Source organism: Methanoculleus sp. 10, assembly GCF_913757945.1.
GTDB lineage: Archaea > Halobacteriota > Methanomicrobia > Methanomicrobiales > Methanoculleaceae > Methanoculleus.
In genome coordinates this window covers 75,322-99,440 of the sequence record NZ_CAJYDP010000011.1, presented here as the reverse complement: position 1 = coordinate 99,440, position 24,119 = coordinate 75,322, and the positions used below count along the sequence as shown (strand labels likewise).

Sequence of the window (24,119 nt, the reverse complement as noted above, 5' to 3'; positions counted from 1 at the left end):
CTTGACAGGAAACGAACTCGAGATCGAGCTGAAAGAGCCGCTGGTGCCCGTGGAGGAGTACCTCGCAGCAGGCGTGCACATCGGCACCCAGCAGAAGAGCAAGGACATGATGAAGTTCATCTACCGCGTCCGCGGGGATGGATTGTATATCCTGGACATCCAGGCGACCGACGACCGGATCAAGACGGCCGCGAAATTCCTTTCGCAGTACGAGCCTGCAAAGGTCCTGGTCGTCACCTCCCGGCAGTACGGCCAGTACCCGGCGAAGAAGTTCGCCGACGCCGTCGGCGGCATGGCGGTCATCGGCCGGTTCATCCCGGGGATGCTCACCAACCAGCGCCTGAACAAGTACATCGAGCCCGACGTGGTCGTGGTGACCGACCCCATCGGCGACTCCCAGGCGATCAACGAGGCCGTCCAGGCGGGTATCCCGATCGTCGCCCTCTGCGACACCAACAACATGACGAAGTACGTCGATCTGGTCGTCCCCACCAACAACAAGGGCAGGAAAGCGCTCTCGATGATCTACTACCTCCTGACAAAAGAGCTGCTCCGCCTGCGCGGTGTTGCCACATCGCTCACCCCCGAAGACTTTGAGACAGAGTTATAAGACTCGAAGGCACAAGAGCTCAATCTTGATGGATATGCGCCCATGCAGTGTAGCGGGAATGTTCTATCCTGCCGAGCCCCGGCATCTGGAGCAACTGCTGGAGACATTCTTCCAGAAGAAGAAGGCCCCCGGCATCGATGCCCGGGGGATCGTCTCCCCTCACGCGGGCTACGTCTACTCAGGAGAGACCTCGGCCTGTGCCTTCTCGACCATACCACCTGATTTTGACGGCACCCTTGTCGTCATCGGCCCAAGCCACCGGGGGTACATGACCTGTGCCTCCGCCGTGCCGTGGGAGACGCCGCTCGGGATCGTCGACGTCGATACAAAGTTCGTCGACGCCCTGGATATCGATATCGATGAGGTGTCGCACCGGAATGAACACTCGATCGAGGTGCAGATGCCCATCATCAAGTACCGGTTCCCGAGAGCGAGGGTTGCGCCCGTTATGATGGGAGACCAGAGATACGAGGCAGCGACAAGCCTTGCGGAGCGCCTGCTCCGGGCGATCGGGCACACGGGAAGGAACGTGCGGATCGTCGCCTCAAGTGACTTCTCCCACTACGTCCCGGGGGAGACCGCCCGGCGGCAGGACCTCTATGCGATCGACGCGCTCACCACCCTGGACGTCCCGGAGTTTTACCGCCGGCTCCAGGAGACCGGCGCTACGGCATGCGGCTACGGCCCGATCGCGGCCATGTGCATCGCCTGCCGGTCGCTCGGTGCAGAGCGGGGGGAGTTGCTCCGGTATACAACAAGCGGCGATGTGACGGGGGACTTCAATCAGGTAGTGGGGTATGCGGCAATAGCGGTGGTGTGATTGGCAACGTGGAGCGCGCCGGGCAAGGTCTTCCTGTTCGGCGAGCATGCAGTGGTCTACGGAAAACCGGGGGTAGCGATGGCGATCAAACCCCGGGTCTTTGTCACCGTGAGGAAGTCGCGGAGCCCGACCCGCCCGAAGTCGCCCTACATCGACGAGTGTTTCAAACGGATGGGTGTCCGGGGCAGCGTCTACGTCAACTCGCAACTCCAGAGTTCTTCAGGGCTCGGGTCTTCGGCCGCGGTGACGGTGGCGACGCTCTCTGCGATCAACGACGAGTTCGGGATCGGGCGCACCCGGGACGAGATCGCCGAGATCGCGTTCACCATCGAGAAGAAGGTCCAGAACGGGCGGGCAAGCCCCACCGACACCTACGTCTGCGCAAACGGCGGGATGGTGCTCATCACGGGGACCTCCAAGCGGCGGCTCCCGCCGCAGAGCCTCCAGCTCGTCGTCGGAAATACGCTCGTGCCGCACAGCACCGCGAAGATGGTGGAACTGGTCGGGACCCTGCAGAGGAAACACCCCGATATTGCAGACCCGATCCTGGACGCCATCGGGGCGGTGACGCTTGCCGCCCTCCACAACATCAACAACCCAAAAGTGCTCGGGCAGTGCATGGACACAAACAACGCCCTCCTGGAAGCCCTCGGCGTCGGCCACCCCGCAAGCAGTAAACTCGTGCTCGCGGCAAGGGCGAGCGGCGCGTATGGCGCAAAGATCACCGGGGCGGGCGGCGGCGGGTGCATCATCGCCCTCTGCCCCCGGCGCGCGAAGAGCCGGGTTGCCGGGGCCATCGAGGCCTGCGAAGGGAAAGCCATCATCACCACGATAGACACCGACGGCGCGAGAAAAGAGAAGCATGACTGAGACCGTGGTACTGAAACTGGGAGGGAGCGTGATCACCGACAAGTCGGGAGACTGCGTCATCGATCACGCACGCCTGCACAAGATTGCGGAAGAACTCGCCAGGGAGAGAGCCACCGCGCTCGTCCTCGTCCACGGCGCGGGATCGTGCGGGCACCCGGAGGCCCGGCGCTACCGGATCAACGACGGTCTCACGGGAGAGAACGTGCCCGGCGTCTACCACACGCATGCCGCCGTCTCCCGCCTGAACACTGCGGTTGTCAAGGCTCTGCGGGACGCAGGCGTCGAGGCTATCGGCATCCACCCCCTCGACCTCGCCCTCGCCGAAGACGGCCGCCTGGTCTCGTTTGAGACTCGCCATATCGCCGAAATGACAGAACACGGCATTGTGCCCGTGCTGCACGGCGACGTGGTGATGGACCGCCGGCGGGGTTCCTGCATCGTCTCAGGAGACCAGCTGGTGACCCGGCTTGCCACGGCTCTCGCGAGCAGACGTGTCGGGCTTGCGACGGATGTCCCCGGCGTCCTGCAGAACGGGTCGGTCATCCCGCGCATCGACCGGCATATCGCGGAGATGCTCGATATCGGCGGATCGACGAAGACCGACGTGACCGGAGGCATGCGGGGCAAGATCGTGGAACTCCTCGCGCTCGCCGACGCCGGCACCGACGCTCACATATTCCACGTCTCTAAGATCGGCCGGTTTTTAGACGGCACGGGGCACGACGGGACGATCGTAACGCGGAGAGGCGCACCATGACCCGCGAGACCGCGACATCCTCAAGGAAACGGGATCACCTTCTCATCTGCGCGGAAAAACCCATCGAGGCCGGCGACGCCGGCTTTGAGGATGTTCGTCTGGTCCATAACGCCCTTCCCGAATGCAATATGGACGCGATCGAGACAAAGACGCAGTTTCTCGGTAGAACACTCAACTCCCCCCTCTTCATTGCAGCGATGACCGGAGGACATCCGGACACCCTCGAGGTGAACCGGCGGCTCGCACGTGCTGCCGACCGGTATAACCTCGGTATGGGCGTCGGTTCTCAGCGAGCGGCATTGGAGAAACCCGAGCTGGAGGACAGTTTCACCATCGTGCGGGAGGAAGCGCCACGGGCCTTCCTCTGCGCGAACCTTGGAATCATCCAGCTGCGCGACCACGGCATCGAGTGGGCAGAGCGGGCTGTCGAGATGATCGACGCACAGGCGATCGCCATCCACGTCAATTCGCTCCAGGAAGCGATCCAGCCGGAAGGCGATCATAACGCGGAGGGATGCCTTGATGCGCTCCGCAACCTCTGCGACGAGTTTCCCCTCCCGGTCATCGTGAAGGAAACCGGTTCAGGCATATCCGCCGGAACCGCGAGGATAATCCGGGGAGCCGGAGCGGACGCCATCGACATCGGCGGTTACGGAGGAACGTCCTGGGCGAAGATCGAACGCCTGCGGGCGGACGACTCCGGTCTTGCCGATCTCGGGGAAGCGTTCCTCTCCTGGGGCATACCGACCGTGGTAAGCCTCTGCGAGGTGCGGACGGCAGGAGGCCCGATCATTGCGACGGGCGGGCTGCGTTCAGGGATCGATATCGCGAAAGCCGTTGCACTCGGGGCGAGTCTCGGGGGCATGGCGCTCCCTCTCTTGAAACCGGCCATGGAGAGCGAGGACGCACTCTTTGCAGCCGTCGAGAGGATACACCGCGAACTCTGCGTTGCGATGTTCCTGACAGGATCCCGGACGACACGGGATCTCCGGCACGCACGGGCGTATATCACCGGATTGACCCGGCAGATGATTGAAAACAGCGACTAACCACAAAAAAACCACAGAAGACATCCGGCAAGGAGGCTACATGGATATTGAGATCATAGCAGTGGGCGGGTATAACGAAGTCGGCAGAAATATGACCGCCGTCCGCTGCGGAAAAGAGATTGTCATCTTTGATATGGGTCTACGCCTCGACCAGGTGATGATCCACGAGGATGCTGATATTGAGAACATGCATTCTCTGGACCTGATCGAGATGAAAGCCATTCCTGATGATACCATCATGAATGCGATAGAGGGGAGTGTCAAGGCGATCGTCTGTTCGCACGGGCATCTGGACCACATCGGCGCGATACCGAAACTGGCGCACCGGTACAACGCCCCGATCATCAGCACGCCCTATACCTCGGAACTGATCAGGCAGCAGATCGCGGGCGAACAGAAGTTCGGGGTGAACAATAAGCTCTTCGCCCTGAAGGCCGGGCAGCGCTACACCATCTCCCCGCACCTGACGCTTGAGTTCGTGCGGAGCCAGCACTCGATCATCGATACCGTCTTCCCGGTCCTGCATACGCCGCGGGGCGCGATCGTCTACGCAAACGACTTCAAACTCGACCGGACACCGGTCCTCGGGGAGCCGCCGGACTTCGCCCGGTTGCGCCAGCTCGGCAAGGAGGGCGTGCTTGCCCTGATCGTCGAGAGCACGAACATCGGCGAGAAGGGGCGCTGCCCGAGCGAGAAGATCGCGCGGGACCTCGTCAGGGATACCATCACAAGTTATGAGGACGACAAGAGCGCCATATTCGTCTCGACGTTCTCGTCGCACATCTCCCGCGTCAAGACCATCGCCGAGTGCGCCCATGAGATCGGGAGAAAACCGGTCCTCCTCGGGCGGTCGATGGAACGCTACAGCTCGGCGGCTGAGCAGTTGAAACTGGTCGGGTTCCCCGAGTCTCTCTCGATGTTTGGCAACCGGCGAACCGTCGACCGGACGCTGAGAAGGATCATGAAGACCGGGAAGGACAAGTTCGTCCCGATCGTCACCGGCCACCAGGGGGAGACGGGCGCCATCCTGACGAGGATCGTGATGGGGGACACGCCCTACAAACTGGAGAAGGGCGACAAGATCCTCTTCTCCGCGAAGGTGATCCCGAATCCGATGAACTACGGGCAGCGTTACCTTGTCGAGACGCGCGCCAGGATGGCGGGGGTGCGGATCTTTGACGAGCTGCACGTCTCGGGCCACGCATACAAGGAGGACCACTACGAGTTCCTGCACCTCTTAAACCCCCAGCACGTCATCCCGGCCCACGGCGACATCAACATGACCGGCGGCTACGCGAAGTTCGCGGAGGAGATCGGGTACACACTCGGAAACGACCTCCACATCCTCAGGAACGGGCAGAAGGTGCTGATAACATAGGAGATGAAGGCATGACGACGCTGAACGATTATCTGGAGAAGAATGCCGACCGGATCGACAAGGTGATCCACCGCTACTTTGGAGACGTCCACGGCGACCTCTTCCGGGCGAGCGCCCACCTGCTGCTTGCGGGCGGCAAAAGGCTCCGCCCGGCGGTTGTGATCCTTGCTGCGGATGCGGTGAGGAAAGGAGCCTCGGACGACCTGCTCCCCGCGGCTCTCGCGCTCGAACTGACCCACAACTTCACCCTCATCCATGATGACATCATGGACGGGGACGTCACCCGGCGCGGCGTCCCGACGGTGCATACCGTCTGGGGCGAACCGACGGCGATCCTTGCGGGTGATGTGCTCTACGCGAAGGCGTTTGAGTTCATCTGCCTCTCGGATGCGGGAGATGCCGCAAAAGTCCGGGCGACACGGATGCTCGCCCGGACGTGCGCCGAGATCTGCGAGGGGCAGAGCCTCGATATGGCGTTTGAGAAGCGGGACGACGTCTCGGGGGCGGAGTACCTCGAGATGGTCAGCAAGAAGACCGGCGTACTCTACGGCGCGTCTGCCGCCATCGGCGGGATCCTCGCGGGCGCAAACCCGGTCCAGGCCGATGCCCTCTACCTGTTCGGGGTGAACAGCGGCGTCGCCTTCCAGATCCAGGACGACCTGATCGACCTCGTTGCCGACACCGCAAAGAGCGGCAAGGACCGTGCCTCGGATATCCGGGAAGGAAAGCAGACCCTGATCGCGATCAAGGCGCGGGAGAAGGGGCTTGACCTCTCTTCGTACCGGCGGGATCTTACGGATGCGGAGATCGACGACCTGATCGCCCGCCTCGAGGATGCCGGCGTCATCGACGAGGTCCGGGCCGCGGCCTTCGAGCGGGCCGCCGTCGCAAAAGAGGCGCTCGGAGTCCTCCCCGACTCGGAGGAGAAGCGTCTCCTCGGAGAGATCGCCGACTACTTCATCAACCGGGGCAACTGATACCATGGACGCGGATCTCGGGCACCTGCTCTTCATCTACGCCCTGCAGAACGCGGTGAAGCACGGCGGCACCCCGAAGAGCGGGGCGGTCATCGGCACGGTGCTCGGGAAACACCCCGAGTTCCGGAGCCGGGCCCGCGAGCTCGGGCCGGTCGCCGGGAAAGCGATCGCGGAGGTGGCGGCGATGACCCCGGCGGAGAGAAAGAGCCGTCTCCTGGAGATCGCTCCCGAACTCCTCGAGGAGCTCACCGAGACGCACGAGCGCTCCCGGGAACTCCCCGCCCTCGAGGGGGCGGAGAACGGCGTGGTGATGCGGTTTGCACCGAACCCGAGCGGGCCGCTGCACCTCGGGCACGCGCGGGCCTCTGTCCTGAACGACTACTATGTCCGGCGCTATGGGGGCCGGTACGTCCTCCGCATCGAGGATACGGACCCAAGGAGGGTCGATCCTGAGGCCTACCGGATGGTGCTTGAGGATATCGAGTGGCTGGGGCTCAAGATCACCGATATCGTCTACCAGAGCGACCGGCTCGACGTCTACTACGACTGGTGCCGGCGGCTCATCGAGCTCGGCGGCGCCTACGTCTGCGTCTGCGACGCCGAACGGTTCCGGGAACTCAAACTCAGGGGGAAGGCGTGCCCCTGCCGGGACCAGACGGTGGAGGAGAACCTGGAACTCTGGCAGCGGATGCTCGACGGTGAGTTCTACGAAGGCGACGCGACGGTGCGGGTGAAGACGGACCTCGCCCACCCGGACCCGGCGATGCGGGACTTCTCGGCGATGCGGATCGTGAACGCGCCCCTCCACCCGAGGGTCGAGGCCACGGTCTTTCCGCTGATGAACTTCTCGGTCGCGGTGGACGACCACCTGCTCGGGATCACCCACGTCATCCGCGGGAAGGACCACATCGCAAACACGGGGAGACAGCGGTATATCTTCGATTACTTCGGCTGGAAGCCGCCGGTCTACCGCCACTACGGCCGGATGGGGATATCGGGGGTCGTCCTCTCGACGTCGGGGATGCGCGAGGGGATCCGGAGCGGGGTCTACACGGGATGGGACGATATCCACCTCGGGACGCTGCGGGCGATCGCGCGCCGGGGGATCGAGCCCGACGCGGTCCGGAACGCCATGGTCGATATCGGTATCGGGGAGACCGATATCACGTTCTCGTGGGAGAACCTCTACGCCCGGAACAAGGAACTCATCGACCCGAAGGCGAACCGGTACTTCTTCGTGCCCGACCCGATCGAGGTCGCCGTGGAGGGCGCCCCGGTCCACGAGGCCCGTGCAGCCCTCCACCCGAACGATCCCTCGCGGGGGGTCAGGACCCTCGTCACCGCGGGAAGGGTGCTCCTCCCGAAGGCGGACATCGAGGGGAAGAGCATGGTCCGGTTAAAGGATCTCTACAACGTCAGGATCGCGTGGGACGGGGACGTGCCGCGCCTCTCCTACGCGGGCGAATCGCTCGAAGACGCCCGGCGCGAGAAGGCGCCGATCATCCAGTGGCTGCCGGCGGATACAAAACTCCCCTGCGTCCTCCACCGGCAGGACGGCGACCTCGAGGGGTTCTGCGAACCGCTGGTCGCCGGAGAGGCGGACAACGTCGTCCAGTTCGAGCGGATCGGGTTTGCCCGGATCGACGCGGTGGACGGCGGCCGGGTGAGCGCGTTCTTTGCGCACCGGTGAACCATTCACTTTTTTCGGCCCTGGCAAAAGACCGTTCCGGCCTCTTTCTCCCCACCGCGCTCACCGGCGCTGAACCGCCGGCCTCTCCGCCCTCCCGACGAGTTCCTGGAGCACCGCCCGCGCGAGGGCGACGTTGCCGTAGTCCCGCTCCGTGACGACGTCCCGGATGCAGGCCGGCACCTCGACGAACCGCTCCGCCTCCCGGATCTCGGTTGCGAGCGCTTCAAGGTCCCTCCTCTCCTGCATACGCTCCCGGTGCCAGACCGCAGAACCGCGGGAGGGGTCGAGCCGGACGACCTCCTCATAACAGGCTGCCGCCTCGTCGTACCGGCACATGATCCCGAGCACCCAGCCCCGGCTCTGCCAGGCAAGGATATGCTCCGGGTCCCGCATAAGCGCCTCGTCGCAGCAGGCGACGGCATCCTCGCTCCAGCCCAGGCAGGCGAGCGCATACCCTTTCCGCTGCCAGGCCGTCGTATCGTCGGGATCGAGAGCGAGCGCCCGGTCAAAACTGGCGGCCGCCTCGCGGTAGCGCCCGGCCTTGATGAGAGCAAACCCCCTGCGCTTCCAGAGGAGAGGGTCGCCGGGGGAGAGTTCAAGAGCCCTATCATAGCAGGCGACCGCTTCATCGAACCTTCCGTCGCTGCAGAGAGCCTGGCCCCTGTGGTACCATGCTCCGGCATTCCTGTCCCTGATCGCCATCGGACCTATGAGGGAGGCCAAACCATAAGAACATAACCGTACCTCCCGGTAACGTTTAAGGCCGGCCGGGCGAGAGATAGGTACATCATGGCAGACAGGATTCTTGTTGCCTACGCCACCCGCTACGGCTCGACCGCAGAGGTGGCGGAGGCGATCGGCGACGAACTCCGGAAGGCCGGTGAGACGGTCGACGTCCGGCCGATCACCGGGGTCACCGACCTCTCCCCCTACCGTGCGGTCATCATCGGGAGCCCGATCTACATGGGCAAATGGCTCCCGGAACCGCAGGTCTTCATCGAACGGCACCAGCAGCACCTGCAGAGCATCCCGGTCGCTTACTTCGCCGTGGGGCTCACGGTCAAAGAAGGGACGCCCGAGCTCCTCCGGAAGGCGGAAGCGTCGATGGACCAGGTCCGTCTGCTCGTAAATCCCGTCGAGGTCGGCGTCTTCCCGGGGAGGCTCGATACCAGCCGCCTCTCCATCGCGGATCGTGCGATCGTCAAGCTCATCCGGGCAAAGACGGGGGACTTCCGGGATCTTGGGGCCGTCCGCACCTGGGCACGGGCGGTGCGCGAAAAGATCGCTTTGGCGTGACCGGCCGCCACCCGGATCTTTGCGCCCACAGGGCTCATCCCGGGATACGGGGCCGCAACATGCCCCATCCCCCGATCGGGGCCTTCCGCGCTGCAAGATAAGATGGAAATAGATCGACGGCGTAGTACCGATATCTCCAGGTGAACCGGGTGAACAAATACTCCTTTATCGCCAGAATGCCCGACGAACCGGGCGCGCTCCACCGTGCCGCCGAGATCGTCAAGTCCTACTCGGGGAACATCAACCGCATCCAGTACGACCGGCGGATCGATCCCGCCACGGTCTTCTTCGAGGTAACCGCGACGCCCGCGACCTACCTGCAGATGAAGGAAGACCTCCACGCCATCGGCTACCTCCAGGAGACGCTCCCTACGATCGGGTTCCTCAAGTTCTCCGTATACCTGCCCCACAAACCCGGCTCCCTCTTCGAGCTCCTCACCTACATCACCGGGGCGGGGGCAAACATCGCCTACATCGACTTCGACGACCGGCGGTGCGACCCGGGAAGGGTCACCATCAGCCTGAACGTCGAAGAGACCGCGATCGTGGAGAGCCTGCTCGACCGGCTCAAGTCGCGCTACCGGCTCGACATCATCGAGTACGACACGACCGGCGAGAAACTCGACGACACCGTCTTCTACGTCAGGTTCGCCCAGGCCGTGCGCGGGCTGATCGGGACGGCGGAAGACGGGTTCCTGCTCTCCTTCCTGCAGGACGTCAACCATATCGTTCAGGAACTCAACAGCCTCGGCCAGGACCCAAAGGAAGTCTTTGAGTCCATCCTGCTCACCGGGAGGACGCTCCGGGACACCACCGGGGATCGGTTCTACGCGGACGTCCAGCGCATCCGGCTCAGCGACGCCGTCGAGCTCTTCTGCTTCCAGATGCCGGGCGGCGGCAACATCTTCCTCCTCTGCGCCCCGGACGAGACCGTCATGATCGATACGGGATACGGGATCTACCACGAGGACGTCGTGCGGATGTTCCAGCACTACGGCCTTCCAAACCAGCAGATGATCGGCAGGGTCTACATCACCCACGCCGACGCGGACCACTGCGGGGGGGGAGGGTTCTTCGGCGCAAAGGCGTATACGCACGCCGGATCGCTTGCGATCATCCGCCAGGCGAACCGGGCCTACGGCTCGCGCAGCGAGTCCTCGATCCTCGAGGAGGTCTACACGACCGTCATCAACCTCTTCTCGCGCTTCACCCCGCCGGAGAACCCCGAACTCTTCCCGGCGGAGAAGATCGGCATGCGCTCGATCTTTCCCGTCCTCGCCCGCGTTAAGGTCCACGACCTCGAGTTCGAGGTCCTTGAATCCCTGGGCGGGCATCTGCACGGTCAGGTCTACCTCTTCTGTCCCGGGCACGGGATTGTCTTCACCGCCGATACGCTGATCAACTTCGGGAGCCTCGACGAGGACCGGAAACGCTACAACTCGCTCGCGGACTTCCTGGTGACGTCGGTCAACGTCGACAGCGAGTGCGCACGCCGGGAGCGTAAGGCGCTCCTTGAGCTGATCCGGGGCCTCGATGAGGAACTCGCGCCGAGCGGCCGCCGGTGCCTGGTCGCGTGCGGCCACGGCGCCGTCTCCGTCCTCAACGACGGAAGGCTGGAAGCGGTCGGCCCGGTCGAACGTTACCGGGCCGGGGAGTCAAAGGGCGGGTAGCGGACCGGTAGCAGCCGCCGGGGCACCCCGGCTAATCCCGGACCTGCGATTACCCGGGCGAAGAGAGAAAGATCCTCAGTCGACCCGGACAAAGCCCTCTTCCTCGACGATCGCCTGGCCGTCGGGGCCGAGGATGAACTCGATGTACGCCTTCGCAAGGCCGGTTGCCTCACCCTTCGTGAACATGACGACCCCGCGCGAGAACGGGTACGTCCCGGCCTTCACGGTCTCGACCGTGGGCGGGACCGCGGTTTTGTTCACAACGATGGAAAGGCCTTTTACGGTGTTGTCGAGGTAACCGAGCCCCACGTACCCGATGGCGCCCGGGGTCTGGGCGATGGTCTGGGCCATGGCGCCGTTTGAGTTCTTCTCGAGCTGGGTCTCGACGAAGGCATCCTTCTGCATCACGACCTCCTGGAAGTACTCACGGGTCCCCGAAGCGCTGTCACGGCCGACGACGACGATCTCCCCGTCCAGCCCGCCGACCTGGTCCCAGGCGGTGTAGGTGCCGTTGTAGATGCCCCGTACCTGGTCCGGCGTCAGGCTCTCGACGGTGTTTGCCGGGTTGACGATGACCGCGATACCGTCGATGGCAACCGTGTGCCCGACAAGGCCGGGATACTCCGCCTTCTCCGTCTCTTTCAGGTCGCGGGAAGACATACCGATATCCGCGGTGCCCTCGCCGACGGCCTGGATGCCGACGCTCGACCCGCCGCCGCCGATCTGGACGTCGACCCCGGGGTTTTCGGCCATGAAGGCCTCGGCAGCCAGCTGGGCGATCGGGAGGACGGTCGTCGAGCCGGTGACCGAGAGGGTCCCGGAGAGCCCGGCTCCCGGAGCGGGCGTCTCATCCCCGGTGCCTGCCGTGCATCCGGCGGCAAACGTGACGGCGACGACAAGGAGCGCGAGAACCAAAAGAAGCGCTCCGTCGTTCCGGACAGAAGACAGGCCTGCCATGCATACCGGTGAGGGACCCCGGGGGATAATAGTGTTTCCCCGAGGTGAACCCGGCAGGTGCAGGGCAGCTCCACAGACCCTATAAGGGGCCGTTCTCGCCCGTCATGCCGCCCCATGAGGCTGCCACTCCCCGGCCAGCGCGAGCCCGGCACCGAGAACGACCAGGACCCCGCCGACCAGCAGGACCGGGGTGCCGAGCTGGGCGAGGAGAAAGAGGCTTGATGCCATCCCGATGACCGGGATGACCGGCAGGGTCCCGACGGCGCCCGGGATCCGGAAAGGCCGCACCACATCGGGCGCACGGTACCGGAGCGCGACCACGGATGCGTTGATGACGATGAACGTCACAAAGAGCGTGAAGTTCGTGACGTTCGCGACGAAATCGATCCTGCCCGCAAAGAGGAACGCCAGGGTGGCGAGCAGAACGGCGACGACGGCCGTCCAGGGCGCCCGGGTCCGGGGGTGCACCCGGGCGAGGAAGGGGGGAAGCGAGTACGAGGACGCCATGCCGTAGATGATCCGCGACGATGCCATCATCATCAGGAGAGCGGTGTTTGCCGTGGCGAAGAGGGCGATGACGGATATGAGGGTGAACGCCGCGGGGCCGAGGGCGACCGCCGCGACGTCGGCGAAGGGTGCCCGGGAGGCGGCGAGCTGCTCGGAGCCGACGACCGAGACGGCGGCGAGGGATACCAGGATGTAGAGGAGGATGGAGACGGCAAGCGCGATCATGAGAGCGAGCGGGATGGTCCGCTCGGGGTTCCTGGTCTCCTCCGAGAGTTTTACGATCTCCTCAAACCCCATGTAGGCGAAGAAGACGAGTGCCGACGCCTGCAGGAGGCCCGGGATGCCCCGGGGCATCTCAAGGTAGTCCACCTGCCCTAAATACGGGAGGCCGATCAGGATGATCATGACGATGCCCCCGGCCTCGATGAGGGTCATGGCGATCGCGACCCGGGCGGTCTCCCTGATCCCGGCGAGGAGGATCGCGGCGAGGACGAGGACGATCAGGATTGCGGAGGGGATGACCGGCAGACCGGCGAGGTCCGAGAAGTAGCCGGCGAACCCGAGCGAGACGGTCGCGGCGCCGAGGATGCCGGAGAGGATGATCAGCCACCCGACGACGAACGCGAGCCTCTTTCCAAACGCGTTTGAGACGTACTCGAACTCGGCGCCTGCCCGGGGAAACATCGACGAGAGTTCGGCGTAACTCAGGGCGCTGAACGCGGCGATGACGGCGGCGATGGCGAACGTCAGCCAGACGGCGTTGCCGGCCATGCCTGCCGCTTCCCCGAGCAGGGCGTAGATCCCGGCGCCGAGGATGATGCCGATGCCCGACAGGGTGACTGCAGGGAGCCCGAGATCACGCCGGAGCGAGTTTCCGCGATCCGGAGCGCCGGATCCCTCTTTTTGCATATGCATGATCCTATGCGCCTGCGCCATTTATGGGTATCCGGCGGACCATACGTTTTTATCCGATGCAGACACCGGAAAACACTCGAAGCAGGGGAGAGAGACATGGGGCAGAACATCCTGGACCTCTTACGGCGGGAACATGCAAAGGTGCTCGCCGGGCTCGACGAGCTGCAGCGAAAAGGTATCAGCGACCGGGCGGAGAAGTTCAACCGGATGAAGAACGATCTCCTGCCGCACATGGCAGGCGAGGAGCGGGTCTTCTACCCGGAGCTCGATGCACGGGGGCTGCACGACGTCACGGCGGTGTCCCGCGGGGAGCATAAGGCCGTCCGGGCGCTTGTCGACCGGTTGAACGGCATACCCATGGCAAACGAAGCGGAATGGGTCCGCGCGGTGCCGGAACTCCGCGAGGCGATGAAGAACCATATCGACCGGGAGGAGAAGACGGTCTTCCCGGAGGCCAGGAGGACGATGGATGACGCTCACCTCCTGTATATCGGGGGCCGGTTCGAGGAGGCGAAGGGGAAGGCCCACCTGCGGCCGCTCAGGTGACCCTGCAGTTGCCCGGGCAAGTGCCGCGATGAGGGGCGCCGGCCCGGATCGGGACATAGTTTATATACCTGCCCCGCACCAGGTGACCTCCCTCCACAGCGGGGGGGGAGTGATCGGATGGCGCAGAACGTTATCGATATCCTGAAACAGGAGCACGAGATGGTGCTCTCAATGCTCTCGGAACTCGCGAGCAAAGGCACGAGCAACCGGGAGCAGAAGTACAGCACCTTAAAAGAGAACCTCATGCCGCACCTCATCGGGGAAGAGAAAGCCCTGTACCCCAGGCTCATGGAGGCGGGGATGCGGGACATGGCGCTCGAGTCGATCGAGGAGCACAGCGCGGTCAAGACGCTGCTCGGCCAGCTCGACAGCGCGCCCATGTCAGAGGAGGACGTCTGGGTGGCGAAGATGAAGGTGATCCAGGAGAACGTGGAGCACCACATCAGCGAGGAAGAGGATAAGATCTTTCCTGCGATGCAGCAGAAGATGAGCAGCGACGAACTTTCGAGCCTCGGCAGCCGGTATGAAGAGGCAAAGAGAAGCGCGATGCCGGTTGCGGCACGCTAACAGCGGGTGCACTGCACCGGCGCCCCTACTTTTTTCCGGGCGGGATCCGGCGAAATCGTTAAGTGCCCCACCCCCTATTGCTCACCCGGACGGAGGCAGAGTATGGTCCATATTCTTGAACTGATCCGGAATGACCACGACTTTATCCGGGGCCTCTTTGACGAACTCGAGAGCAACTCCGATGCGCGGGACGTCCGGTGCATCACGCTCCGCCGCGAGCTGCCCGGGCATATGTACGCAGAGGAGGCCACCCTGTATGCACGGCTCCGGGGCGCGGAGCCCGGGGAGGTCCGCCGGCTGATGGCGGAGCATACCGGAATCCGCGAGACGCTCGCCCGGTTCGAGACGATCCCCCAGAGGGACGACGCCTGGCTGCCGGCGCTCGCCGATCTTCGGGAGGAGGTCGAGGCGCACTTTGCCTTCGAGGAAGGGGAGGTCTTCGAGCGGGCGGAACGCCACCTCGACACGGGCAGCCTCTTCGAGCTCAGCGAGGCGTTTCAGCGGGAGAAGGAGGCGGCGGCACGCTACGCGGTGGTGTGAGGGTGGGGTTCCGGCACGGGGGAGCGTGGCCCGCACTCCCGGGGCCGGAGCGCCTGCAGGAGCACCCGGCACTCGCCGGCAGTGCTCCGCCACGTAAACCAAATTAACCTAACAAATAGATAAAATTAAATATTTATAGTTTATATGATCAGGATGATGCCATCGCATAGCGGTGCATCAAGGATTCAGCGGAACTGAACCGATGAGCTGGAACACCAGAGCACGGATCTCTGCCGTCGATGCCATGGTCGATGCAGGTTGCACTCAAGCCCTGAAACCCTCTCTTTCATCAACGTAAAGCCCGGGGCACCCGTGGGAAGGAAAGGCAGCACACCGGACGGAGAACGCCCCGGATGCCCCGGGCGGTGCCATACCGGAGAACGGGCGGGAACGGCCTCCCGGGCCCGCCCCATACCATGCCTCGTGGGACATGCCCGGAGGGAACGGTGCCTCCGGACGGCCCCTTCGGCCCCACTGCCCGGTCGCGCGCGACCGCCCCTCTTCTCTCTCCGGGGTGCGCCTGCCGGGGATGAACCGGCAGCACCTGCACGCCCGGAAGGCCGCATCCCGCGACACTCGCCACAGGACCGGACGCCCCGTTCGGGAGGGATCGCACGCCGGACTTAGTAAATATAATTATATTAACAAACAGTAAAAGTTAAATTGTTATACCCCATACTGATAGTATGGTGCGGCCGCACCAGCGGCGCATCATGGCTACCATGGAACTGAATCGATAAACCTGAACACCGGCGAGGTATCTCCTACCATCGACGTTGTGCCGGCGCAAATTCCGGTCAATAGCCTGAAACCCTCTCTTCCATGATGTAAAACCCCGGGGCATCCGCGACTCCGGGACGGGAAGGAGTCGCCCCGGGGCATCGTGCCGGATGCCCCGGGAGGTGCCGCAAGAGAGAAACGGCGGGGCGGGGAGGCCGCTCCCTCCCCCCAACTGGCACGGCTGCTTTTGAGAACATGTTCCCGGCAGGAATCGCTCTCCCGGGAAGTCCCTCGTGACCCCTGTCCGGAGTATAACCGCGGTTCGCCCCGGGTTGTGCCGAACAGGGAGGATCCGGCGGAACGTTGCAGCCCGCCGATCCCCGGACCGCCCCTGGTGGGCAGTCACGCATCCGCTTTCGTGTAGTATGAGCCCTCCACGCAATTTTTACACATAATATTTCCCCCCACGACAGTTTCCTTGTGATCCAGAACCAGTTCTCCGCAAACGCTGCATCGTGCTTTATGCCCCGGTGTTCCCGGCAGCTCCTCCTGCATGACGACATTCACCGGCAGAACCCGGATGAGCTCGGACTCGGGAGCCTCCAGCAGGGTTCTGGCCACACCTCGTACGTCCGTCTGGCCCGGGGTTACGCGGATTTTTTCGGTGACTGAAACCCTCACCGCTTTACCGGTGTCCATATCCATGAACGTGGCCGCGAATTTACCGTAGGGTTTGTACTTCAGGGTGCGATGGCCCGGAGTACACCGGGTAATAGCCTGTATCGCATCAGCGATGCAGCGATCGGATTCCACGTACACGACAAGGTTCCGGTTTTTTTCCGCGGGATTCATCCCCAGTTCGCGCATACCCGCAATCGTCATCCGGGTTCCCAGAATGATGCCCGGGCACAACCCCTCATGAGAATCTTCCATTATGGTTAATAAGGCGTCAACACCACACATAGACAGCACTTCCAGACAAGTTGATTGCTTCCGGCATGTCCAACCCTGTTCCATGCTAACGCTTCAAGAACCTCACTGTGAGCCACTTTTTCAGTGAACAACCGTTGCAGCAACTCATATCATATTATTGGGTGTCGAACCAGGCACATAAATATTTTTGTTTAAGTTTTACAAAGTGTTATACCATAATGACTTTTCATGCCCCAACCCATAGTGCAACGATTCCCAATTACCGGCACTCTCAACGGGGGATTATCGCTCTTTTTTCGCGCTGCCCGGAAGTTTGCATCCCGGGGCACGGTTTTTTTCCGGATATCCCCATGCACCGCCCCCGCCTCCGGAGGGGGTTACCGGCGGATGGCAATCAGGAGGAATTGAGTCCGGACGCTGAAGACACGAGGCAGGGACAGGGGAGGGGGCTCGCCCCCGCGAGCCGCCACCTCCCATGGCGATAGCCACCACGGTCCAGCGCCCGGGGAAAGAGCCGCTTTCTGGCTAACGCCTGAACCTCATCTGACCCCTCAGGGAAACCGGCGTCAGCGCCGCTCCCGGGCCCGGCTCCCCACCGGGTATCGCCATGACTGCCCTCGCCCCGGAGGACGGGGAGGAGGCCGGGCGGGGTGGGGGACGAAGGAACTTTCATGAAAATCCCATCGAAATCGAAAACAGGTCTGGCTGTCGCGCTTCCAACCGCGACGTACTTGCCAGTTATCACCCTTCGGGGATTTTCATCAGTTGCGCCTGTGTGAACGCGAGCCTCATGGAAGCGTTTTGGTGACATTTGCCCGGGAAGGAAAGCCCCCTCCCGGCCCCTCCCATGGCGATATCCCACGGTCCACTCCACGGGAGATCCGGAGAAGAACCGGATAGGGCTTTGTCGCCACGCCCCGCCCCAGGAGGACGGGGAGGAGCGCACGCAACGCGGGCGGGCGGGGATGCCGGGGAAGCGCATGCGGGTATGCGACCCGTGTAAAGCGCGGGCGGGGCGGGGGGGACGGAGGGGAACGCTCCGTGGGGATGGGACGAAGGCCAGAGAGGGTCTGTTCGTTTGGAACCGATGCAATAGCGGGGCACTGCACCTGACATTTCGCGGGCAACATTGCCTCGCGCAAAGCCTCGAAGATTATATGCCTGGCTCTGCAAGCATGAATCGCGACAGGATATCCCTCACCCGCTTCGCCGAAGGAGACCTGGAACGCTCTGGAGAGGATGAAAAGCACGCACTCCTGCCGGGTGAGAACCCTGCGGGAAACGCCCGCGCTCTTGCGAAGAAACAGCGGCGGCATCAGGGGGATCTTACTCTTATCAGAACGCGTTATGAAGAAAGGTCGATCCAGGAGAAATAACCTGCGTTCGCACAATAAATCATCAGAAAAGCAATCGTTCAATGTAAAGGGAGGTAATAGCAGCGAGTTGGGCTTCCCGAGGACTCTCGTACCTCAGTACCACACAGCACGTGAGAGGGCTTAACTTCTGGGTTCGGAATGGGTCCAGGTGTTTCCCCTCTGCTATGGCCGCTATTACCAAAGCCAAGGCCCGGATTTGAACCGGGGTGTAGTTGATCTGCAGTCAACCGCGTGGCCGCTCCGCCACCTTGGCAAGCCGTGTTACCTCCTATAGGTTAGCCCCCCAGACATATAAAGGTAATCACCTCACACCGGGATAGGGCTTCTGAGATAAGGTGCGTACTCCGGATTTCGTCTGAGTTCAGCGGAAGGCATCGGACGTTAGTACCTGCGGACTGAACATGTCGTTGCCTTCATGCTTACATCCCAGGCCTATCAAACGGGTCTTTTACCCATGTCCTCAGCGGAGTCTCTTTTCAGGTCAGGTTTCAAGCTTAGATGCTTTCAGCTTTTACCCCTTATCGCGTAGCTGCTCGGCATTGCCCTGTCGGACAACCGATCGACCAGAGGCGACGACGGAAAGTTCCTCTCGTACTATTTCCATCTTACCTTCAGACTCCCGACACTCCAGATAGATAGTAACCGACCTGTCTCACGACGGTCTAAACCCAGCTCACGATCTCCTTTAATAGGCGAACAACCTCACCCTTGGCCGCTGCTGCACGGCCAGGATGGAAAGAACCGACATCGAGGTAGCAAGCCGCCGGGTCGATATGTGCTCTTGCCGGCGACGACTCTGTTATCCCCGGGGTAGCTTTTCTGTCGTCAATGGCCCTCATCAATAAGGCTCATTGGTTCGTTAGACCCGAGTTTCCTCTCGCGATTACTTGCTTTGCGTAATCGCGTCAGGCCAACTTATGCTCTTGACACTCTCCTGTGAGTTTCTGACTCACATGAGTTGACCATAGGGCACCCTTGATATTTTTTCGAGGGTGTGGCGCCCCACCCAAACTGCCTACCTACCGTTGTCCTCTCCGAAGAGAGTTAGTGTTACAGTAAACCAAGGATGGTGTCTCATTGACGGCTCCCCACCCCCCGGAAGGGGTGGTTCGACGCCTCCCATCTACGCTGCGCAAGGAATACCGTAACACAGCGACAGGCTGCAGTAAAGCTCCACGGGGTCTTCACTTCCCATCTGGAGTCCCTAGTCTCTGCACTAGGATAAAATGTTCAACGGATTCGTGTTAGGGACAGTAGGGCTCTTGTTAATCCATTCATGCAAGTCGCCAATTAAGCGACAAGGTACTACGCTACCTTAAGAGGGTCATAGTTACCCCCGCCGTTTACGAGTCCTTCGTCCGGTTGAACCCGGTATTCAGATACTCGCACTGGGCAGGAATCAGTGACTATACTAATCGTTTCCGAGTTGCAGTCACCTATGTTGTTATTAGACAGTCAGAGCCCCCTGGTCACTGCGACCTGCCTGATCGCCAGGCAGGCACCCCTTATCCCAAAGTTACGGGGCCAATTTGCCGAGTTCCCTTAACACGATTAAACCGACACGCCTTAGCCTCTTCAGCTAGGGGCACCTGTGTCAGATCTCGGTACGGTCATTCATCCCCCTTTTCACGGGCTCCGGGAATTTGCCTGGTTACCCCATCACGTCTTCACTCGCTTCTCACCATGGCGGTACTCCACGAGCTTGAACGCTTGGACAGGGCGACGGCCCTGCCGGGCATATCCCGAAGCGTCAGGGCGAATTAACGCTACGGATGAATGGTACAGGAATATTAACCTGTTTCCCTGTTGATGTGCTCGAATTACGACACACCTTAGGACCGACTAACCCTCGGCTGACGAACATTGCCGAGGAAACCTAGCCCCTCCGGCGGTTGGGATTCTCACCCAACTTTGCTTCTACTAATGCCAGAATTCTCATTACTACCCGGTCCACAGGAGCTCACGCCCCTGCTTCGACCCAGGCAGCACGCCTCTCTACGCCATCACACAAACGTGTGGTCCGTGGTATCTGTAGTAGGCTTTAGCCCCGTCCATTTTCAGTGCCCCAAACCTCGACTGGTAAGCTGTTACGCACTTTTTAAAGGATAGCTGCTTCTGAGCTCACCTTCCAGTTGTCTTTGGCCTGGGACGCCTTTCAGTGTTGACACTTAGCCTACATTGAGGGACATTAACCACGGTCTGGGTTGTCTCCCTTACGGACTACAAGCTTACCCCGTAGTCCGGACTGCCAGCCATCTTCGACGACGGGGAATTTGGAGTTTGACAGGAGGGTGAGGGATTTCTCCCCCAGCTCCCCCAATCAGTGCTCTACCTCACCGTCTATCTCCGGCCAGGTCATGCTACGGCATGTTTCGAGAGGAACCAGCAGATGCCCAGCTCGATTAATCTTTCACTCCTATACGCAGGTCACGCGAATGATTTGCATATCAAAACCGCTTGCGGTCCTCCACGCGCCTTTCGGCACGCTTCAACCTGCCCACGCATAGATCGCTAGGCTTCGGGTCTTATCCTGCAGACTCCGCGCACTTTTAATACGCCGTCCCATGCAGACGCTACGGACCTGTTGGTTTCCCTTCGGCTCCCCTTTTGGGTTAACCTTCGCCTGCAGAATAAACTCTCTGGCCCGTTCTTCAAAACGTAGGTTACGACACCGGCAACCACGCCCGTACTACCGCCTCGCGACGGGTTCCTTCACGTGGAAGATCCTTTCGCGCCGTAACTCACCATCACCTATCAGTTTCAGGCGCTTTTAACCACCTTTCAAGGGTTACTTTTCAGCCTTCGCTCACGCTACTAATACGCTATCGGTTTCGAGTAGTATTTAGCTTTGGAAGTTGATGACTCCCAGATTCCCGCGAGAATTCCGACCCGCGGTACTCAAGACACTACCAGGACACCTTGGCTTACACGTACGGGACTATCACCCTCTTTGGTACCACGTTCCAGAGGATTTCCGTTTGACCTTGGTATCCGGACGGTAGGCTTACTACACCACATCTCCCCGTGAGGGGATTCAGTTTGAACTCTGTCGTGTTCGATCGCCTCTACTAACGACATCTCGGTTGATTTCTTTTCCTCCCCCTACTAAGATGTTTCAATTCGGGGGGTTCCCGATCCTTACGGATCAACACCGAAGTGTTGGGATGTCCCATTAGGGAATCTCCGGATCGTAGACTCCATGCGTCTTCCCGGAGCTTATCGCAGCTTGGCACGCCCTTCTTCGGCACTCGAACCGAGCCATCCACTGACAGGCATATCGCCGTTCCGCTGAACTCATTTAACGTCCAGAGTACGCACCTTTACACGGCTTCTTCAGGTCAAAGACCTTCAGCCCTTCCCCGGTGACTCTCATCTCCGAGTGCATCGAAGGCGGGAAAAGGACTCCCCGCCCAGTGGACTCAGGGGGATTTGAACCCCCGGCCTCCGCCTCGCAAAGGCGGCGCTCTTCCAGCTGAGCTATGAGCCCGGTCTTCCGGTTGACATCGGCAATTTTACGTTTTGTTCAGCAACCGCATGAACCCCAAGCAATTTCTTTAGGAGGTGATCCAGCCGCAGATTCCCCTACGGCTACCTTGTTACGACTTAACCCCCCTTGCGGAACCTAGATTCGACTACGGCAACGACCGCAGCCTCATCCAAACCCCACTCGGGTGGTTTGACGGGCGGTGTGTGCAAGGAGCAGGGACACATTCACCGCGTTATTTTGAAACGCGATTACTACGGATTCCAGCTTCATGTGGGCGAGTTGCAGCCCACAATCCGAACTAAGGACAGGTTTAGGAGATTGCCTTCACCTTTCGGTGTCGATACCCATTGTCCCTGCCCATTGTAGCCCGCGTGTAGCCCGGATAATTCGGGGCATGCTGACCTACCGTTGCCCATTCCTTCCTCCTCTTTAGCAGCGGCGGTCCCAACAGTGTCCCCGTCACTCCGGAGAGTACGCTGGCAACTGTGGGCGTGGGTCTCGCTCGTTGCCTGACTTAACAGGATGCTTCACAGTACGAACTGACGACGGCCATGCACCTCCTCTCAGCTAGTCATGCAGAGTCTTCAGCCCGGCAATCATTCAGCTGTCTTATCCGGTGAGCTTCCCGGCGTTGAGTCCAATTAAACCGCAGGCTCCACCCGTTGTGGTGCTCCCCCGCCAATTCCTTTAAGTTTCAGCCTTGCGACCGTACTTCCCAGGCGGCACGTTTCACGGTTTCCCTTCGGCACCTCGGTGACTCGTGGTCACCGATACACCTAACGCGCATCGTTTACGGCTGGGACTACCCGGGTATCTAATCCGGTTTGCTCCCCCAGCTTTCGTCCCTCACTGTCGAAGCCGTTCTGGTGAGGCGCCTTCGCCACAGGTGGTCCCTCGAGGATTACAGGATTTCACTCCTACCCCCGAAGTACCCCTCACCTCTCCCGGTTCCAAGATTGCCAGTATCCCTTAGACGCCTGACGGTTAAGCCGCCAGATTTCCCAAGAGACTTAACAACCCAGCTACGAACGCTTTAAGCCCAATAAAAGTGGCCACCACTCGAGCCGCCGGTATTACCGCGGCGGCTGGCACCGGTCTTGCCCGGCCCTTTCTTCAGGTGTGTTTTAGACACCTGAACAGCCTGCATGTACAGGCACTCGAGGTTCCCTTATCACGGTTGCCCGCATTGTAAAGTTTTCGCGCCTGCTGCGCCCCGTAGGGCCTGGATTCGTGTCTCAGAATCCAACTCCGGGCTCTTGCTCCCACAACCCGTACCGATTACTGGCTTGTTGGGCCATTACCCCAACAACTACCTAATCGGCCGCAGATCCATCCTAAGGCGCCGGAGCTTTGGGTTACAGGGCATTCCAGCATCTGTAACCTATAGGGTATTATCCCCAGTTTCCCGGGGTTATCCCCTTCCTTAGGGCAGGTTATCCACGTGTTACTGAGCAGTACGCCGAGGGCCGAACCCTCTCGACTCGCATGGCTTAATCGAACCCCGATAGCAGTGACCTCTGGCAGGATCAACCAGAATTTGGAAGTATGCACACTACTAAACTTGGGAGGAATTAGCGGTTACTGAACAAATTTCCGCATTGCCAATGCCAACGTCAGAACCAACCCGCTCAAAGAGCGGTCGCGTTGATTCTCCATCAACAGGAAAACAATGTTTATTTTGTAAGTATTTAAACATTTGTTTCCTGCATCAGATCCAAGCCTTGAGAGCTTGGACCTTCATGTCCTTTTTAATACAGGGAGTTTGACCCGGACCGGGTCTTGTCATTTCACCTGTAGGGGAACTAATGTTTATTGTTCTTCACATATAAACATTTTCATCCCGCTTCAGGATCCATTCCGGAGATCCCCCAAGGAATTCCGGCCCGATCACAGAAACTCGCCGGAACTTCAGTCCCCGGCGGCCCCGTTTCACCTGTGCAGGAATTAATGTTTGTGAGTCATCACATATAAACATTACTTCCTGTTCCAGGATTCGAGCCGGAAGTTCATCACATATTCCCGACCCGATAGCGCCAGGCCGCCCGCATCGCGGGCGTCATGCACCTTGCGAGAATACATATTGAATTTCCGGATATATAAACATTGTCAACCCGAATCAGACCCAAATCAAGACTTGGGCCCTCACAACGGTTGAGAGAGCGCCGACCAGACCACCCGGATCGGGCTGCACGGTCTGACACCCTGGCAACACAGCCTTACTATGTTAGCGCCAATGTCATATAAACATTTCCCTGCTCAGTCGGATCCGAGCACCCGGCTCGGACCCCCATGAACGCCGGAAGCATCGTGCATCCTGCACCTGAATGCAGAATCAGGCACGAGAACCGCTTCCGGCTTGACTACTACATGTTGACACCGGAGGTATTTATACATTTACCCCAAACCCGTGCACAAAACCGGTATCCGACCGGTGAACGGCCCGGGGCCGCCGCC

The 24,119-nt window shown here is 61.1% G+C and carries 17 protein-coding genes, 2 tRNA genes and 3 rRNA genes; 13 read left to right on the top strand and 9 right to left on the bottom strand.

From position 1 onward, the window contains the following. The first annotated feature begins 1 nt into the window (after position 1). From rpsB to QZ408_RS13155, 8 genes are read left to right on the top strand one after another with little or no spacing between them, the layout of a single operon-like run. Positions 2-610 (top strand): 30S ribosomal protein S2, encoded by a 609-nt coding sequence (rpsB, locus tag QZ408_RS13190; RefSeq protein WP_292492191.1) that lies wholly within the window; start codon positions 2-4, stop codon positions 608-610. Between the two features lie 28 nt (positions 611-638). After that, positions 639-1,430 carry an AmmeMemoRadiSam system protein B gene (gene amrB / locus QZ408_RS13185; RefSeq protein ID WP_292492189.1) on the top strand — a complete coding sequence of 264 codons (792 nt, stop codon included), beginning with the start codon at positions 639-641 and terminating at the stop codon, positions 1,428-1,430. Continuing rightward, complete coding sequence (gene mvk, locus QZ408_RS13180; protein ID WP_292492187.1) at positions 1,431-2,300, top strand: mevalonate kinase; 870 nt, start codon at positions 1,431-1,433, stop codon at positions 2,298-2,300. Then, positions 2,293-3,057, top strand: a complete 765-nt coding sequence (locus QZ408_RS13175) for an isopentenyl phosphate kinase (protein WP_292492185.1) — start codon at positions 2,293-2,295, stop codon at positions 3,055-3,057. The genes mvk and QZ408_RS13175 overlap by 8 nt, the downstream gene beginning before the upstream one ends. Continuing rightward, positions 3,054-4,106, top strand: coding sequence for a type 2 isopentenyl-diphosphate Delta-isomerase (gene fni, locus QZ408_RS13170; RefSeq protein ID WP_292492184.1), 1,053 nt, complete (start codon positions 3,054-3,056; stop codon positions 4,104-4,106). The genes QZ408_RS13175 and fni overlap by 4 nt, the downstream gene beginning before the upstream one ends. Before the next feature lie 40 nt (positions 4,107-4,146). Further along, a complete protein-coding gene (locus QZ408_RS13165; protein WP_292492182.1) occupies positions 4,147-5,484 on the top strand; it encodes an RNase J family beta-CASP ribonuclease in 1,338 nt (445 codons plus the stop codon). A gap of 11 nt (positions 5,485-5,495) precedes the next feature. Next, positions 5,496-6,461, top strand: coding sequence for a polyprenyl synthetase family protein (locus QZ408_RS13160; RefSeq protein ID WP_292492180.1), 966 nt, complete (start codon positions 5,496-5,498; stop codon positions 6,459-6,461). A gap of 4 nt (positions 6,462-6,465) precedes the next feature. Continuing rightward, on the top strand, positions 6,466-8,151 hold the full coding sequence (locus tag QZ408_RS13155; RefSeq protein WP_292492177.1) for a glutamate--tRNA ligase: 1,686 nt from the start codon (positions 6,466-6,468) through the stop codon (positions 8,149-8,151). A 60-nt stretch (positions 8,152-8,211) separates the two neighbouring features. On the opposite strand, the gene QZ408_RS13150 is transcribed toward QZ408_RS13155, so the two are convergent. Further along, positions 8,212-8,853, bottom strand: a complete 642-nt coding sequence (locus tag QZ408_RS13150) for a tetratricopeptide repeat protein (RefSeq protein ID WP_292492175.1) — start codon at positions 8,851-8,853, stop codon at positions 8,212-8,214. An 87-nt stretch (positions 8,854-8,940) separates the two neighbouring features. Between QZ408_RS13150 and QZ408_RS13145 the strand changes: the two genes are divergently transcribed. Further along, positions 8,941-9,447, top strand: coding sequence for a flavodoxin domain-containing protein (locus QZ408_RS13145; RefSeq protein WP_292492173.1), 507 nt, complete (start codon positions 8,941-8,943; stop codon positions 9,445-9,447). 176 nt (positions 9,448-9,623) lie between these two features. Beyond that, the gene (locus tag QZ408_RS13140) at positions 9,624-11,117 is read left to right on the top strand and encodes an MBL fold metallo-hydrolase (protein ID WP_292492171.1); all 1,494 of its coding nucleotides are present in this window, start codon (positions 9,624-9,626) and stop codon (positions 11,115-11,117) included. Positions 11,118-11,192: 75 nt separating this feature from the next. Here the strand turns inward: QZ408_RS13140 and QZ408_RS13135 are convergent, their stop codons facing one another. Beyond that, entirely contained in the window at positions 11,193-12,074 is an 882-nt protein-coding gene (locus QZ408_RS13135) for a phosphate ABC transporter substrate-binding protein (RefSeq protein WP_292492169.1), read from the bottom strand. A 102-nt stretch (positions 12,075-12,176) separates the two neighbouring features. Next, positions 12,177-13,490, bottom strand: coding sequence for an APC family permease (locus QZ408_RS13130; RefSeq protein ID WP_292492167.1), 1,314 nt, complete (start codon positions 13,488-13,490; stop codon positions 12,177-12,179). 102 nt (positions 13,491-13,592) lie between these two features. On the opposite strand from QZ408_RS13130, the gene QZ408_RS13125 reads away from it, so the two are divergent. The 3 genes from QZ408_RS13125 (at position 13,593) to QZ408_RS13115 (ending at position 15,149) form a co-directional block, all read left to right on the top strand. Then, positions 13,593-14,042, top strand: a complete 450-nt coding sequence (locus tag QZ408_RS13125; RefSeq protein WP_292492165.1) for a hemerythrin domain-containing protein — start codon at positions 13,593-13,595, stop codon at positions 14,040-14,042. A 117-nt stretch (positions 14,043-14,159) separates the two neighbouring features. Next, positions 14,160-14,609: a hemerythrin domain-containing protein gene (locus QZ408_RS13120; RefSeq protein ID WP_292492163.1), complete on the top strand. Its 450-nt coding sequence runs from the start codon at positions 14,160-14,162 to the stop codon at positions 14,607-14,609. Between the two features lie 102 nt (positions 14,610-14,711). Beyond that, positions 14,712-15,149, top strand: a complete 438-nt coding sequence (locus QZ408_RS13115) for a hemerythrin domain-containing protein (RefSeq protein ID WP_292492160.1) — start codon at positions 14,712-14,714, stop codon at positions 15,147-15,149. A gap of 1,122 nt (positions 15,150-16,271) precedes the next feature. Here QZ408_RS13115 and QZ408_RS13110 read toward each other — a convergent pair. The 6 genes from QZ408_RS13110 to QZ408_RS13085 all read right to left on the bottom strand — a co-directional run bounded on the left by QZ408_RS13110 (position 16,272) and on the right by QZ408_RS13085 (position 23,202). Next, entirely contained in the window at positions 16,272-16,832 is a 561-nt protein-coding gene (locus tag QZ408_RS13110; RefSeq protein ID WP_292492158.1) for an FmdE family protein, read from the bottom strand. Between the two features lie 1,400 nt (positions 16,833-18,232). After that, positions 18,233-18,354: ribosomal RNA gene (rrf, locus tag QZ408_RS13105) — 5S ribosomal RNA — on the bottom strand. A 5-nt stretch (positions 18,355-18,359) separates the two neighbouring features. Continuing rightward, positions 18,360-18,431: transfer RNA gene (locus tag QZ408_RS13100), tRNA-Cys, on the bottom strand. 108 nt (positions 18,432-18,539) lie between these two features. After that, positions 18,540-21,470 (bottom strand): 23S ribosomal RNA (locus QZ408_RS13095). Between the two features lie 122 nt (positions 21,471-21,592). Further along, positions 21,593-21,665, bottom strand: a tRNA-Ala gene (locus QZ408_RS13090). Between the two features lie 69 nt (positions 21,666-21,734). After that, positions 21,735-23,202, bottom strand: a 16S ribosomal RNA gene (locus QZ408_RS13085). The 16S, 23S and 5S rRNA genes sit together here with 2 tRNA genes alongside, the layout of an rRNA operon. Between the last annotated feature and the right edge of the window lie 917 nt (positions 23,203-24,119).

What these genes read in the sequence shown, in the direction of transcription:
- amrB (WP_292492189.1), top strand. Translation starts at nt 639, where the DNA reads ATGGATATGCGCCCATGCAGTGTAGCGGGAATGTTCTATCCTGCCGAG.
- QZ408_RS13175 (WP_292492185.1), top strand. Translation starts at nt 2,293, where the DNA reads ATGACTGAGACCGTGGTACTGAAACTGGGAGGGAGCGTGATCACCGAC.
- fni (WP_292492184.1), top strand. Translation starts at nt 3,054, where the DNA reads ATGACCCGCGAGACCGCGACATCCTCAAGGAAACGGGATCACCTTCTC.
- QZ408_RS13165 (WP_292492182.1), top strand. Translation starts at nt 4,147, where the DNA reads ATGGATATTGAGATCATAGCAGTGGGCGGGTATAACGAAGTCGGCAGA.
- QZ408_RS13160 (WP_292492180.1), top strand. Translation starts at nt 5,496, where the DNA reads ATGACGACGCTGAACGATTATCTGGAGAAGAATGCCGACCGGATCGAC.
- QZ408_RS13155 (WP_292492177.1), top strand. Translation starts at nt 6,466, where the DNA reads ATGGACGCGGATCTCGGGCACCTGCTCTTCATCTACGCCCTGCAGAAC.
- QZ408_RS13150 (WP_292492175.1), bottom strand. Translation starts at nt 8,853, where the DNA reads ATGGCGATCAGGGACAGGAATGCCGGAGCATGGTACCACAGGGGCCAG.
- QZ408_RS13145 (WP_292492173.1), top strand. Translation starts at nt 8,941, where the DNA reads ATGGCAGACAGGATTCTTGTTGCCTACGCCACCCGCTACGGCTCGACC.
- QZ408_RS13140 (WP_292492171.1), top strand. Translation starts at nt 9,624, where the DNA reads ATGCCCGACGAACCGGGCGCGCTCCACCGTGCCGCCGAGATCGTCAAG.
- QZ408_RS13135 (WP_292492169.1), bottom strand. Translation starts at nt 12,074, where the DNA reads ATGGCAGGCCTGTCTTCTGTCCGGAACGACGGAGCGCTTCTTTTGGTT.
- QZ408_RS13130 (WP_292492167.1), bottom strand. Translation starts at nt 13,490, where the DNA reads ATGCAAAAAGAGGGATCCGGCGCTCCGGATCGCGGAAACTCGCTCCGG.
- QZ408_RS13125 (WP_292492165.1), top strand. Translation starts at nt 13,593, where the DNA reads ATGGGGCAGAACATCCTGGACCTCTTACGGCGGGAACATGCAAAGGTG.
- QZ408_RS13120 (WP_292492163.1), top strand. Translation starts at nt 14,160, where the DNA reads ATGGCGCAGAACGTTATCGATATCCTGAAACAGGAGCACGAGATGGTG.
- QZ408_RS13115 (WP_292492160.1), top strand. Translation starts at nt 14,712, where the DNA reads ATGGTCCATATTCTTGAACTGATCCGGAATGACCACGACTTTATCCGG.
- QZ408_RS13110 (WP_292492158.1), bottom strand. Translation starts at nt 16,832, where the DNA reads ATGTGTGGTGTTGACGCCTTATTAACCATAATGGAAGATTCTCATGAG.